Origin of the sequence: Burkholderia sp. AU39826 (assembly GCF_020419965.1) — a bacterium.
Taxonomy (GTDB): domain Bacteria; phylum Pseudomonadota; class Gammaproteobacteria; order Burkholderiales; family Burkholderiaceae; genus Burkholderia; species Burkholderia semiarida.
Genome location: NZ_JAIZQG010000018.1, coordinates 13,152 through 25,660 on the forward strand (window position 1 = coordinate 13,152; position 12,509 = coordinate 25,660).

Consider the following 12,509-nt stretch of genomic DNA (forward strand, 5'->3'; position numbering starts at 1 on the left):
GAAGCGGGCGCGGGCAGCGGGCCGGCAACGTCCGACGCCAGTCGCTGCCCCGCCGGCTCGGTCACGCAGGCGTCGCGTCCAGTTCGACCACGGCCGCACGCCGCGGCACCGGTTGCACGACGGGCGACGGAGGGCTCGCGTGCGCCGACTCGCCCGCATACAGCGCCTTCGGGTCGAATACGCGTGCCTGCAGCGGCGTGAACGCCCGGAAATTCCACAGGCTGCGCGCGACGAACACGCGCTGCACCCAGCGGAACGCGCGGTCGTTCTCGTCGTACTGCGGATCGAAGCGGTCGCGCGAATGCAGCGTGAAATGGTTGTTGATCAGCACCAGCTTGCCCGGTGACACCTGCACGCCGAACGACACCTCGCGCACCGCGCGATACAGGTTGGCCAGCGCTTCCTGCGCGCGCGGGTTGACGGCCAGCACCATGTCCGGATAGAACGCGACCGTCACGCGCGGCGCGTCGAGCGGCCCCGACAGCACCGCGCTCAGGTCGGTGTTGTCGCGCGGCGTGGGCGTCGCGCCGCGCCACCGGTACGGCACGCGGATGATGTAGTGCTCGCCGTAGAGTTGCGCGATATCGTCCGGCGACAGCAGTTGCAGCGCGCGGCGCGCATCGGAGAGCCGCGTGTACGGGCCGCCGCCGGCCTCGCTGCGCACACCGAGCAGCAGCAGCGCGAACGGCGACGTATCGCCTTCCGGCATGTGCGCCTGCGCGGCGTTTTCGATATGGAAGTCGAGCTCGACCTCGGAGCCGAGGCCCGTGTAATCGCGAGCGGTCGCCTTGTGCGGCGTCAGGTTGTTCACCAGCTCGCGGCCTTCGTGCGCGATCGAGTACGGCTCGCCGGCGAGCGTGCTCAACGCGACCAGCACGTTCTCGCTGAGCACGCCGGCCTTGAACGAGCGGCCGGTTTCCTCGAACCGCGGGCTGCCCGTCACGCCGTCGTCGATCGGCAGGTTGTCGATCTCGATCGAGCCGTGCGCGTCCGCCGTCGGCGCCTTCGCCCGGTCGAATGCGTCGACGATCCGGTCGGGAAACGCGTTGTAGGCCAGCTTTCGGACTGCGCTGATATAGCCTGCGCCGCCGGCCGGGTCATAATCCAGCGCGCCGAGCGTCGTGCGGATGTGAGCGGATTCCGCTGCCGTCAAAGCGATGCGTGCATCTGCGAGATAGGTCATAGGTCTCTCGTATAAAGATCTGGTTCGAAGAGCGGCATGGCATCGCCGCCGCGCGCCGCCGTCCTCGGGGCGAAGCGCTCGACAAGACTAGGAGACCGTCATTGCATTTCGAAATGATATTAATTCGATTACAAACAAAAATTATCGATATAAGTTCAGCAATGCGGACGGAACCGGTTCACCGCGTTTTGCGCCGACCCTTAACATGAATACTTGTTAAAAAATCGTTGCTTATTATTTGTATTCGCCAGTGGGTCGATGCTAGTTTTCTGTCGGATTCGACGCCGCGGCCGGCGCCCGACGGGCAGCCGGCTTCCTTGATCCGCCATACGGAAACCCGCCAGATGAATCGATACCGCCTGCCGTCCCGCACCATCCACACGTCCCGCACGCACCGGGAGCCGCGATGAGCGACCGTGCCCCGGCGCTCGACCGAGTCGACCGCGCGTTGCCCGCTACCGCCACCGCCACCACCGGTTCGCCGCGCACGTCGCTGCGCGCCATCCTCCCGACCGTCGCGGCCGCGAGCCTCGGCTTCGCGATCGTCCAGCTCGACGTGACCGTCGTCAACGTCGCGATTCCGAGCCTCGGCCACGCGTTCGGATCGAGCGTCCACGGGCTGCAGTGGATCGTCGATGCATACACGCTGTCGTTCGCCGCGCTGCTGCTGACGTCGGGCACGCTGGCCGACCGCTTCGGCAGCCGCCGGCTGTTCGCGTACGGCCTTGCGCTGTTCCTGCTCGCGTCGCTCGGCTGCGCGCTCGCGCCGTCGCTGGCGGCGCTGGTTGCCGCGCGGGTCGCGCAAGGCGTCGGCGCCGCGATGATCCTGCCCACGTCGCTCGCGCTCATCACGCATGCGTGCGCCAACGATGCCGCCGCGCGCGTGAAAGCCGTCGCGTGGTGGAGCGCGACGGGCGGCGCGATCAGCGCGGCCGGGCCGACGCTCGGCGGGCTGCTGATCGATTCGCTCGGCTGGCGCGCGATCTTCTTCATCAACCTGCCGATCTGCGCGTTCGGGCTGTGGCTCACGCTGCGCCACGTGCGGGATTCGGCCGCCGCGCGCACGCGGCTGTTCGATCCGGTCGGCCAGCTCGTCGCGGTGCTCCTGCTCGGGCTGCTGACGGGCGGCATCATCCGGGCCGGGGCGCACGGGATCGGCGACCCTTACGCGGCCGGCGCGTTGATCGCGTCGGTCGCGCTCGGCGCGTCGTTCATCGCGATCGAACGGCGCGTGGCCGCGCCGATGCTGCAACTCGCGTTCTTCCGGATCGCGCGCGTGCCGGGCGTGCTCGCGATCGGCGCGATCACGAATGCGGCGTTCTACGGGCTGATCTTCTCGCTCAGCCTCTATTTCCAGAACGCGCGCGGCTTCACGGCAACCGAATCGGGGCTCGCGCTCGCGCCGCTCACGATCATCATGCTCGCCAACATCGCGAGCGCGCGGCTCGCGGTCCGCCACGGATTCCGCGCGACCGTCATCGTCGGCCTCGCCGTGTCGCTCGCCGGCTACATGTGGCTGTGGCGGACGCTCGCCGCGCACACGCCGTACGCGCTGCTGGCGCCGGGGCTCGTGGCGATGGCGATCGGCGGCGGCATCGCGATTCCCGCGCTGACGTCGACGCTGCTCGGCAGCGTCGAGGCCGGCCGCTCGGCCACCGCGTCCGCGATCCTCAATACCGCGCGTCAGGTGGGCGCCGCGATCGGCGTCGCGGCGCTCGGCGCGCTGGTCGCCGGCCAGGGCGCGGCAATCGTGGCCGGCGCGGCGCGCGCGTTTGCCGTCGCGGCCGTGCTCGTCGCACTCTGCGTCGTGCTGGCCGTGCGCTGGCCTCGCGACGCCCGCGATACCGGCACGCGGGCCTGAGCACCTTGCCGCACGCACTCCTTCAACCGATTTTCCATCCGAGCGAGAGGAATCCATGCAGCATCGCTTCATCGATACCGTCCTGATCGTCGACGGCGCGTCGACCGCCGCCTACCTGGCCCCCGCGTTTCGCGCATACGGCATCCGTTGCGCGCACGTGATCAGCGACCCCGATCTGCCGGCCATCTACCGCGACCAGTTCGTGCCGTCCGACTACATCCGGCAGGTCCAGCATCGCGGCGACATCGACGCGACGCTCGCGCAACTGGGCGACCTGCGGATCGGCGCGGTGCTGCATGGCCTCGACGCGGCGCTCGAGCTCGCCGACACGCTGGCCGAGCGGCTCGACGTGCCGTATCGCAACCCGCTCGCCACCTCCGCCGCGCGACGCGACAAGTTCGCGATGAACGAACGCATTCGCCAGGCCGGGCTGCGCGCGCCGGCGCACTTCCACAGCACGTCGGTCGATGAAGCGCTCGATTGGGCGCGCGCGCAGCGCGCGCTGCCGCTCGTCGTGAAGCCGGCGCGCAGCGCGGGCGTGGCCGGCGTGAAGATCTGCCGGACGCTCGAGCAGGTCGAGGCCGCCGCGCGCGACGTGCTGAACACCCGTTCGCTGTACAACCAGCCGAACGACGACATCGTGATCCAAAGCTATTCCGAGGGGCAGGAATACATCGTCGATTCGGTGTCATTCGAAGGCCGCCATCGCGTGGTCAGCCTGTGGGAAGTGCATCGCGACCGCACGCACGCGCCGCGGCTCGACAAGATGCTGGTGCTGAACCATGCCGACCCGCGCTACGCACCGCTGCTCGACTACGCGGCCGACGTGCTCGATGCGCTGGACGTGCGCTTCGGGCCGACCCACCTCGAGCTGTTCGATACGGCCGACGGCCCGACCATCGTCGAGCTGAACGCGCGGCTGCACGGCAGTCTCGATCCGCGGCTGACGAGCGCGGTCAGCGGCGAGAATCACGTATCGGCCACCGTCGAAGCAGTGCTGCATCCGGAGCGGCTGTTCGGCGACGTCGCCGCGCCGACGGATTTTCGCGGGTACTGCGGTCACGTGCTGCTGCTGTCGTCGCGCAACGGCGTGCTGCGGCAGGATTTCACGTGGCAGGCGATCCAGGCGCTGCCGTCGTTCGTCGGGCTCAAGCAGTGGATCAAGGTCGGCGACACGCTGCGCGTGACCACCGACCTGCAAACGGCGCTCGGCACGGTCGGCCTGTATAGCCCGACCTTCGAACGGCTGCTCGAGGATTGCCGGCGGATTCGCGAAATCGAGGCCGATTTCTTCGCGGACGAAGGCGCGGTCGCGCCGGTCTAGGGTCGCGGCGTGCCAGTGTCAGCGCGCGAGCAGCGCACCGGCCTGCCGGCCGAGCACCGCACGCAACGCGTCGAGTTCCGGCAGCGCGGGCGTTTCGTCGGGCGTGACGAGGTAGGTTGTCACGCTGTCGAGATCGTCGAATGCATGCGCGCGCAGTTCCTTGCGCGCCACGTGCTCGGTCGTGATCCGCTTCGGCAGGATCGCGACGCCCATCCCGGCCGCCACGCAGCCGAGGATCGCGCCGAACGTGCCGAACGACGACACCGATTCGATCGCGACGCCGCGCGCCTTCAGCCAGTGCTCCGCGACCGCGCGGTACGGGCAGCCGTCGTGAAACGCGAGCAGGCGCACCGCGTTGTCGGCCAGCAGTTGCCGGCGCGTGACGGTCGCGGCGCTCACCAGCACCATGTCCTCCGCGAACGCGGGCTCGTAACGCAGCCCGGGCCGCACGACCGCGCGTGCGGTGAGCGCCGCGTCGATCCGGCCGCGCAGCAGCGCATCCGCCAGATCGGGCTCGCTGCCGATCTGCACCGCGAGGCCGAGCGCCGGGTCGCGCTCCTTCAGCGCGGCGGCCAGCGCAGGCAGCCGCGTGGCGGCCGTGCTTTCCATCGATCCGAGCCGGAAGCTACGGGCAACCGGCGTTTCGCGCACCACCTGCGTCGCTTCGTCGACGAGACGCAGGATGCGGTCGCAATACGGCATCAGCCGGCGCCCGGCATCGTTCAGCACCAGCCGCTTGCCATGGCGGTCGAACAGCGGTGCGTCGAGCGATTCCTCGAGCTGACGCAGCCGCGCCGTGACGTTCGACTGCGTGCAGCCGAGCCGTTCGGCCGCGCGCAACGCGCTGCCTTCCTGCACGACGGCCCGGAAAGTTTCGAGCAATGGGATGTTCATATCAGTTTCTCTTGTTACCGATTCAGTTTATATCATTTTACTTCGCCCACCATCCGGATTAGCCTAGCGCGTATTCCGTGCCGGCCCCTTCCGAGGAATCCGCATGCCATTCGCTGCCCGCTTCGGCTTCACTCCCGTTCGCCGCCGGCCCGAGGTTCGTCCATGCGCGCACTGATCGCCGCGCTGGTGCGGCGCGGCCCGACCGTGCTCGCGTGCGGTGTCGGCCTCGGGCTGCTGGTGCCGCCGCTCGCGGCGCTCGCGCGGCCGCTGATGCCCGTTACCGTGTTCCTGTTCGTGCTCGGCACGCTGCTGCGCGTCGAGCCGAGCGCCGTGCGCGCGGTCGCGCGGCGCCCCGCCGTGTCGCTACTGCTGCCCGCGCTGACGATGATCGCGTGCCCGATCGCGCTCGGCGTCGCCGCGCGGCTCGCGGGTTTACCGTACGACTGGGTCGTCGCGCTGGTGATCGCGTACTGCGCGCCGCCGTCGAGCGGCACGTCGACGATTGCGCGCATGCTGTCGCTCGACGCCAGTGTCGCGCTCGTCGCGACCCTCGCGTCGATGGTGTTCGTGCCGCTGACCGCGCCGCTGCTGACGGCCTGGTTCAGCCACGACGCCGCGGTGTCGATCTCGCCGTCGAGCCTCGCGCTGCGGCTCGCGCTGCTGATCGGCAGCGCCGAGGGCGTCGCGCTGCTCGTGCGGCGCCTTGCCGGCGCGCGGCTCGCGCGCCATGCGACGCCGATCGACGCGACCGTCGTCGTCGCGCTGCTGATCTTCGCGCTCGGCACGATGGCCGGCATGCAGCAGTCGATCATCGACGCACCGCACCGCGCACTGGCGGCGATCGCGCTTGCATTCGCCGTCAACGCCGGTTTCCAGATCGTCGCGTACGGGCTCACGCCCGGCGATGTCCGCACGCGCCTGAACGTCGCATTGATCGTCGCCAATCGCAACGTCGGGCTGATGTGGGCCGCGCTCGGACTGGCCGCCACGCCGACCATGGCGCTCGTGTTCGCGTGCGCGCAGTTGCCGATCTATACGTTGCCGCGCGTCGTTCAGCATCTGCTGCCCCGCCTCGAAGCGCAGCGCCTGCGCCGGCGCGCACGCTAGCTCTCCCGTCCTCGATCAAGGATTCACCATGAAGCGACTCATCGTGATCGGCGCACGCGCCACCGGCAGCAGCGTCGCGCTGGTGCGCGCCGCCCTCGCGCGCCAGGTGGCCGTGACCGTCGTCACCGCGCCCGGCCATCGTCTCGACGGCGTGTTTCCCGCGGGCGTCGAGACGGTCAACCTCGCGCCCGACGCCGACCAGCTCGCCGGTTGGCTGCGCGCACGCTTTCCGGACGAACTCGACACGCTGCGCGTGACGACCGCGCACGACACCTATGCGCGCACCGCCGCATGGGTCGCCGATGCGCTCGGGCTGCCCGGCCCCGATGCGCGGCACGTCGCGCACGCGGTGTCGAAGTCGAACCAGAAGGCGTTGCTCGCCGCGCACGGCATCCCGGCCGCGCAGTTCGTGTCGGGTACGCTGGCCGCGCCGGCGGCGCTCGCGGCGGCCGCCGCCCCGTTGCGCTTTCCGGTCGTCGTCAAACCGTCGGAAGGCTCCGCGAGCGACGGCGTGCGCCGCTGCGAGGACATCGCCGCCGTGCGCGCGCAGCTCGATGCGCTCGCCGCCGTGCAGGCCGATGCACGATCGCTTGCGACCGAACGCATCGTCATCGAGGAATTCCTGGAGGGCAGCGAATACTGCGTCGAGTATTTCGACGGCCGCTACGTCGGCGCACTGCGCAAGCTCAAGCGGCATGGCGCGGGTTTTCTCGAACGCGGGTATACGTCCGAACTCGATCTCGACGCCAACACGCTGCGCGCGCTGATCGACGTCGGCACGCGCGCGACCGCCGCCGCCGGGCTCACGTGGGGGCCCGCGCATCTCGACTGCATCGTGCACGACGGCGTGCCGCACGTGATCGAACTGAATCCGCGCATCGCGGGCAGCTTCATCTGCGACATCGTGCGCGACGGCTACGGTTTCAACGTGGTCGAAGCATTGCTCGACAGGCTCGACGGAAAAACGGTGACGATTCCCGAGTTGTTCGAGCCGCACGCGTATGCGCGCGCCGAATTCCTGCTCGACAGCGATCCCGGTGCGTGGCGCTTCGCGCAGGCCGGCGAGATCGATGACGGGGCGGTAAAGATCAGCTACGGGCCGCAAGTGCTGCCCGATCGCGAACGGCGCGCGTTTATTTATGTGCGGGTCGCGTTGCCGGCGGTACGCGGTGCTGAGGACGACGCTGGCTCGACGGCTGAGCACGGCGCCGTCGTGGAGCCGACGCTGGCGACAGCTCCCTCTCCTGATTTGAAGCCTTCAACTGGAGAAATGGCCTGACGCATGCGCCAGGCCCTCTCCAGAACGATTGTGGCCGTTCATCGCGTGCCCGGCACCAGATCGACGATTCCATCGATGCCGAGGCATCGCGGCTCGTGCGGCCGTGAATCATGCCCTCGTCCGAACCGGCCTCGACATAGAGCAAACAGCGATCGGTCCCCTCGTCGATACCCTTTCAGGATCGCGTCATGTCGAGCGGCACGACGTATCGGTCGAAATCCTCCGGTGCGACGAATCCCAGCGCATTCGCGACTTCCCTCAGCGATTTCCCTTCGCGGTGAGCCGTCTTCGCAACGATCGCTGCGTTGTCGTAGCCGATGTGACGATTGAGCGCGGTGACCAGCATCAGATTCTTTTCGAGGTTCTCGTCCATCTGCTGCAGATTGGGCTCGATGCCGACCGCGCAATGCACGTTGAACGCGCGACACGCGTCGGCGAGCAGCGTGATGCTCTCCAGCACGTTGTGGACCATAACCGGTTTGTACACGTTGAGCTGGAAATTTCCCTGGCTCCCGGCGAATGCGACGGTCGCATCGTTGCCGAATACCTGCGTGCAAACCATCGTGAGCGCTTCGCATTGCGTCGGATTGACCTTCCCCGGCATGATCGACGAGCCTGGCTCGTTCTCGGGAATATGAATCTCGCCGATCCCGCAGCGCGGCCCGCTTGCCAGCCAGCGAACATCGTTGGCGATCTTCAGCAGTGCCATCGCGAGCGTTCGGATCGCCGCGGACGTGCTGACGAGCGCGTCGTGCGCGGACAACGCAAAGAACTTGTTGGCCGACGACCGGAACGGATGCCCCGTGAGTTCACCGATGATGGCCGCGCACGTGTCACCAAACAGCGGATGCGCGTTCAGCCCCGTGCCCACGGCCGTGCCGCCGATCGCGAGATCGTACAGCCCAGTCAGGTTGGTCCGAATCGACGCGAGCGAATAGTCGATCTGCTTCACCCAGCCGCCGATCTCCTGCCCGAACGTGATCGGCGTCGCGTCCTGCAAGTGCGTGCGCCCGACCTTCACGACGTCGAAATACCGCTCGGATTTCTCCAGCAACGTATCGCGTAACGCCATCACGCTCGGAAACAACGTGTCGAACAGTTCCGTGACGACCGCGATATACATCGCAGTCGGAAACGTGTCGTTCGACGACTGGCCGCGATTGACGTGATCGTTCGGATGAATCGGCGTCTTGCTGCCGAGCACCCCGCCCTTCATTTCGATTGCGCGATTGGAGATGACCTCGTTGACATTCATGTTCGACTGCGTGCCCGAGCCCGTCTGAAACACCACCAGCGGAAAATGATCGTCGAGCGCCCCGGAGATCACTTCGTCCGCTGCCTCCGAGATCGGGATGGCGATCGCCTCCGGCAATTCGCCGAGCTTGAGATTCGCCAGCGCCGCGGCCTTCTTCAGGATGCCCATTGCATGGATGATCGATCTTCCCCACTTGAAGCGGGATTGGCCGATCGGGAAATTCATGATGGAACGCTCGGTTTGTGCACCCCAGTATTTTTCCGACGGGACCTGGATGGAACCCATCGAATCCGATTCGATACGCATGTTTGTTGACCTCGATTCAGTCGCTCGCCGCGGCGAGCGTTGGACTCATTCATTTGGCGAAGCAGGATTCGAATGCATTCGCCGGCAGGCACTGGCGGCTTCCCGCTCCGGCCTCGCCTATCGCGCCGGGATGCGGCCCGCCGGCTCGTTTCCCTGGCCCGTTACGCGCGGAGCACCGATGCCATCTTTCCAAGGTGCTCGCATGCCCGGATCACGTACTCGTCGGACAGCATGCCGATACGGCGATAGTTGATCTCCTGGTTCGACGCTTCCGCATAAAGCGTCAGCGCGTCGGCCGCGTGCCTGAAATGCCGCGCTTCGACGCTTCCGCAATGCACGCTCAGAAACGATGCGATCCGGTTGACCTCGGTCGCCGTGACCGAGAAGGACTCGCGTATCCATTTCTTCCACATCGGCGTCATCAGGTTGTATTCGCCCGTATTGAACAGCTCGGTCATCGCCATCATCTCGATGGCCTCGATCAGGTCCGGTGCGAGCGGGCGCTTCTGTCCGACCCATGCAGAGAATTCCTTCGTGACGGGATCGAGAAACCGGTCCTGCAGGCGCCAGTTGTCCGAACCGCAGATGGCGGTTGCCATCCGGTGATACAGCTTCGAATGGTGTGGATGTCCGTGCAGCTCGCCGAGGCCGATATCCTCGACGATGATCTCGCCGCAGTGTCGCGCGGCTGTCAGCATCTTCACCTTGTTCCGTTCGCCATCGAGCGACTCGGATTCCTGCAGGAGACGCACGATGATGCTCGATACGGCATGGGCGGCGCCATCCGGGCTGCGCCATCCGCAAAAAAAGGTACAAAGCGAGTCGGTGGTCCATTTTCCCGACGTGATGCCTTCATAGGTCTTCCGGTATTCGCGCAACCTGTCGCGATTATTTTCGAAGCCGGTCAGCAGCGCGTCGACGAGCCGCCTGTCCTCCACGTCGATCAGTGCGTCGTTGACGTAATCGATGAAAGCGTGCGTCGAATGCTCCATGTCTTCCTCCTCGATTGATGAATGTGTCGATCGTGATGAGGCTTGCACGATCGGCGCCCCCAATGTCGGCGCTACTCGACAAGCCGATCGGGCCGTGTGGCGGCGCCAACCGTCGGGTTCAATCGACGTCGATCTCCGCCACGAACCGGCCGAGGCGAAGCAGGCCCTCGATCAATTCTTCATGTTCGATTGCATAGGAGATCCGGATGCAGTTTGAATCGCCGCAGCCGGCACCCGGAACGACAGCGACGTGCGCTTCCGTCAATAGCAGTTCGGCGAGATGGTCGACGTCGCGGATCCGCTGCCCGCGGTAATGGCGACCCAACTTTTCCGAGACATCGACGAACAGGTAGAACGCGCCTTCCGGCGGGGCATAGGCGACGCCCGCGATCCGGTCCAGAAACGTGCGTGCCGTGGTCAGTTGCTGCTCGAGGAACCGGTTGATCTCCGCGATGAATGCGTCGGAACCGGACGTGATCGTGCTCAGCGCCGCGTACTGCGACAGGCTACTGGGATTCGACGTCGTATGCCCCTGCAGATTGTGCATCGCGGCTATCACGTGCGCCGGCGCACACGCGTAGCCGACGCGCCAGCCAGTCACGGCCTGGCTTTTCGAAAACGAGTCGACGAGGACCGTCTGTCGCCTGAGCGGCTCGAAAAGCGACAGGATGTTGTGATGCTCGTGCGGATGCCTGACGAGATGCCGATAGCACTCGTCGAACACCACCCAGATTTGGCGGTCGAACGCGAGCTTTGCGATTCCAAGCAACTGCTCGCGCTGATAGACCGTTCCCGTCGGGTTGTTGGGCGTGTTGATCACGATCATTCGGGTTCTGTCCGTCAGCGCGCCCTCGACCGAACGCCAGGTCAGTCGGTACTGATCGGCCTGCGTGTCGACGCAGACGGCCGTCGCACCGGCGAGCCGGATCTGGGTCGGAAAGGTCTCCCAATAGGGAGTCGGAACGATCACTTCGTCACCGGGGTTCAGCAGGACCATCGACGCATTGAAGAGCGCCTGCTTCGCGCCCGCCGTGACGGCGATCTCGTCTGCCGTGAACATCGCCCCGCATCGCCGGCTCACGCTTTCCGCGAGCTTTTCTCGGAGTTGGGGCAATCCGATCGGCGGCGTATAACGATTGCGCCTGCTTTCCACCGCATCGATCGCGCCCGCCTTCATGGGCGGGCATGCATCGAAAGAAAGTTCTCCGGCAGCGAAATTGATGACCTTGACGCCACGGTCCTTCAATGCGTTTGCTTTGCTGCGCATGCTCGACGTGCCCGGTGCGGTAACGCTGCGCGCACGGTCCGACAACGGCAACTCGATTTGCGGGATGTCGCGTGTATTCATGTCGTCGTAGGCGAAAACCAATGAAATGGAGCCACGGCAAGGCGAGCCGGTCGTGGGCTTCGCCTCAGTAATCAGTTGTGCGAACTGAACCCGGCAGGTCGGCACCTGGGCCGACCCCGCACTGCGTCAGACGAGCGCTTGCGCGCACTCGCGCATGACGGTCGCCTTGCGACGCAGGTAGTCCTGGAACAGCGTCGTCGCGGCCGATGCGTCGATCGTTACCTGCATTGCGTCGGCGAACGCGTTGACCGCCTGTACGGCGTGCCCGAAGTGATTGCTCTCGGTCCCGCCGGTATGCACGGTGACCCACGCGACGATGTGGCGCACGCGATCGGCCGGAATGCCGACGTGCGTGTGGAACCAGGATTTGTAAAGGTCGTGGATGAACTCGACTTCACCGTGCGTGTAAACCTCGTGAACCAGCGTGGTAAGCAGGCCGAGGAGGATATCCCGTTCCTTCAGCCGCTGACGATCCGTCCAGTCCTTGAATGCCTGCGCGGACGGAAGGCAAGCGGACTTCAGCAGCCACGTGTCGTCACCGCACGCAGCCGTCGCCATCGTATAGAAGAGATCGGCATGGAGCACGCCGCCCAGCGCGCCGAGATCCTCGTCGGTGATGCGCTGCAGGCTCGCGCATACGTCATGAAGCTGGTTCGACGCCGCCGAACCGGCGTCGGAGCGCGCCAGCAGCGTGATCCGGTTTGCAAGGCCGGAGACGCTCGCCGCGGAATTGTTGGTCTTCGACCAACTGGCGAAGAAGGTGCGAAGAGCCGGCGCCGAATAGCCACGCTCCGTCAACCGGCGGAATGCACCTTCGATGTCCCGAAGCGCCTCCTCCTCGGCCGAGAAGGCCGCAACGAGCGCATCCTTCAGGAGTCCGCCTTTCATCCCGTGAAGCACAGGCGTGACAATATCGAGCAACCCCGCTTGCGATTGAAACGTTTCCATCCTTTTCTCTCC

The 12,509-nt window shown here is 66.3% G+C and carries 10 protein-coding genes; 4 read left to right on the plus strand and 6 right to left on the minus strand.

Translation table 11 applies throughout. The features are described from left to right. Positions 1-61: 61 nt before the first annotated feature. Positions 62-1,183: a TauD/TfdA family dioxygenase gene (locus tag LGM42_RS24910; RefSeq protein WP_226233513.1), complete on the minus strand. Its 1,122-nt coding sequence runs from the start codon at positions 1,181-1,183 to the stop codon at positions 62-64. 406 nt (positions 1,184-1,589) lie between these two features. Between LGM42_RS24910 and LGM42_RS24915 the strand changes: the two genes are divergently transcribed. After that, a complete protein-coding gene (locus LGM42_RS24915; RefSeq protein WP_226233515.1) occupies positions 1,590-3,044 on the plus strand; it encodes an MFS transporter in 1,455 nt (484 codons plus the stop codon). Between the two features lie 55 nt (positions 3,045-3,099). Next, positions 3,100-4,368 carry an ATP-grasp domain-containing protein gene (locus tag LGM42_RS24920; protein ID WP_226233517.1) on the plus strand — a complete coding sequence of 423 codons (1,269 nt, stop codon included), beginning with the start codon at positions 3,100-3,102 and terminating at the stop codon, positions 4,366-4,368. An 18-nt stretch (positions 4,369-4,386) separates the two neighbouring features. On the opposite strand, the gene LGM42_RS24925 is transcribed toward LGM42_RS24920, so the two are convergent. Continuing rightward, complete coding sequence (locus LGM42_RS24925) at positions 4,387-5,262, minus strand: LysR family transcriptional regulator (RefSeq protein ID WP_059577589.1); 876 nt, start codon at positions 5,260-5,262, stop codon at positions 4,387-4,389. A 162-nt stretch (positions 5,263-5,424) separates the two neighbouring features. On the opposite strand from LGM42_RS24925, the gene LGM42_RS24930 reads away from it, so the two are divergent. Next, positions 5,425-6,369 (plus strand): hypothetical protein, encoded by a 945-nt coding sequence (locus tag LGM42_RS24930; RefSeq protein ID WP_059637741.1) that lies wholly within the window; start codon positions 5,425-5,427, stop codon positions 6,367-6,369. 28 nt (positions 6,370-6,397) lie between these two features. Then, complete coding sequence (locus LGM42_RS24935) at positions 6,398-7,648, plus strand: ATP-grasp domain-containing protein (protein WP_226233519.1); 1,251 nt, start codon at positions 6,398-6,400, stop codon at positions 7,646-7,648. A gap of 175 nt (positions 7,649-7,823) precedes the next feature. Here LGM42_RS24935 and fumC read toward each other — a convergent pair whose 3' ends face one another. The 4 genes from fumC to LGM42_RS24955 all read right to left on the minus strand — a co-directional run bounded on the left by fumC (position 7,824) and on the right by LGM42_RS24955 (position 12,497). After that, positions 7,824-9,209, minus strand: a complete 1,386-nt coding sequence (fumC, locus tag LGM42_RS24940; RefSeq protein WP_059577580.1) for a class II fumarate hydratase — start codon at positions 9,207-9,209, stop codon at positions 7,824-7,826. Between the two features lie 161 nt (positions 9,210-9,370). Further along, positions 9,371-10,201, minus strand: a complete 831-nt coding sequence (locus LGM42_RS24945) for a hypothetical protein (protein ID WP_059577576.1) — start codon at positions 10,199-10,201, stop codon at positions 9,371-9,373. A 118-nt stretch (positions 10,202-10,319) separates the two neighbouring features. Further along, positions 10,320-11,549, minus strand: a complete 1,230-nt coding sequence (locus tag LGM42_RS24950) for a pyridoxal phosphate-dependent aminotransferase (protein WP_059577574.1) — start codon at positions 11,547-11,549, stop codon at positions 10,320-10,322. Between the two features lie 126 nt (positions 11,550-11,675). Next, positions 11,676-12,497 (minus strand): hypothetical protein, encoded by an 822-nt coding sequence (locus tag LGM42_RS24955; RefSeq protein ID WP_226233521.1) that lies wholly within the window; start codon positions 12,495-12,497, stop codon positions 11,676-11,678. Positions 12,498-12,509: the final 12 nt, after the last annotated feature.

Bases quoted from the DNA above. Each gene is read 5' to 3' on its own strand.
- LGM42_RS24910 (WP_226233513.1), bottom strand. From the start codon at position 1,183: ATGACCTATCTCGCAGATGCACGCATCGCTTTGACGGCAGCGGAATCC.
- LGM42_RS24915 (WP_226233515.1), top strand. From the start codon at position 1,590: ATGAGCGACCGTGCCCCGGCGCTCGACCGAGTCGACCGCGCGTTGCCC.
- LGM42_RS24920 (WP_226233517.1), top strand. From the start codon at position 3,100: ATGCAGCATCGCTTCATCGATACCGTCCTGATCGTCGACGGCGCGTCG.
- LGM42_RS24925 (WP_059577589.1), bottom strand. From the start codon at position 5,262: ATGAACATCCCATTGCTCGAAACTTTCCGGGCCGTCGTGCAGGAAGGC.
- LGM42_RS24930 (WP_059637741.1), top strand. From the start codon at position 5,425: ATGCGCGCACTGATCGCCGCGCTGGTGCGGCGCGGCCCGACCGTGCTC.
- LGM42_RS24935 (WP_226233519.1), top strand. From the start codon at position 6,398: ATGAAGCGACTCATCGTGATCGGCGCACGCGCCACCGGCAGCAGCGTC.
- fumC (WP_059577580.1), bottom strand. From the start codon at position 9,209: ATGCGTATCGAATCGGATTCGATGGGTTCCATCCAGGTCCCGTCGGAA.
- LGM42_RS24945 (WP_059577576.1), bottom strand. From the start codon at position 10,201: ATGGAGCATTCGACGCACGCTTTCATCGATTACGTCAACGACGCACTG.
- LGM42_RS24950 (WP_059577574.1), bottom strand. From the start codon at position 11,549: ATGAATACACGCGACATCCCGCAAATCGAGTTGCCGTTGTCGGACCGT.
- LGM42_RS24955 (WP_226233521.1), bottom strand. From the start codon at position 12,497: ATGGAAACGTTTCAATCGCAAGCGGGGTTGCTCGATATTGTCACGCCT.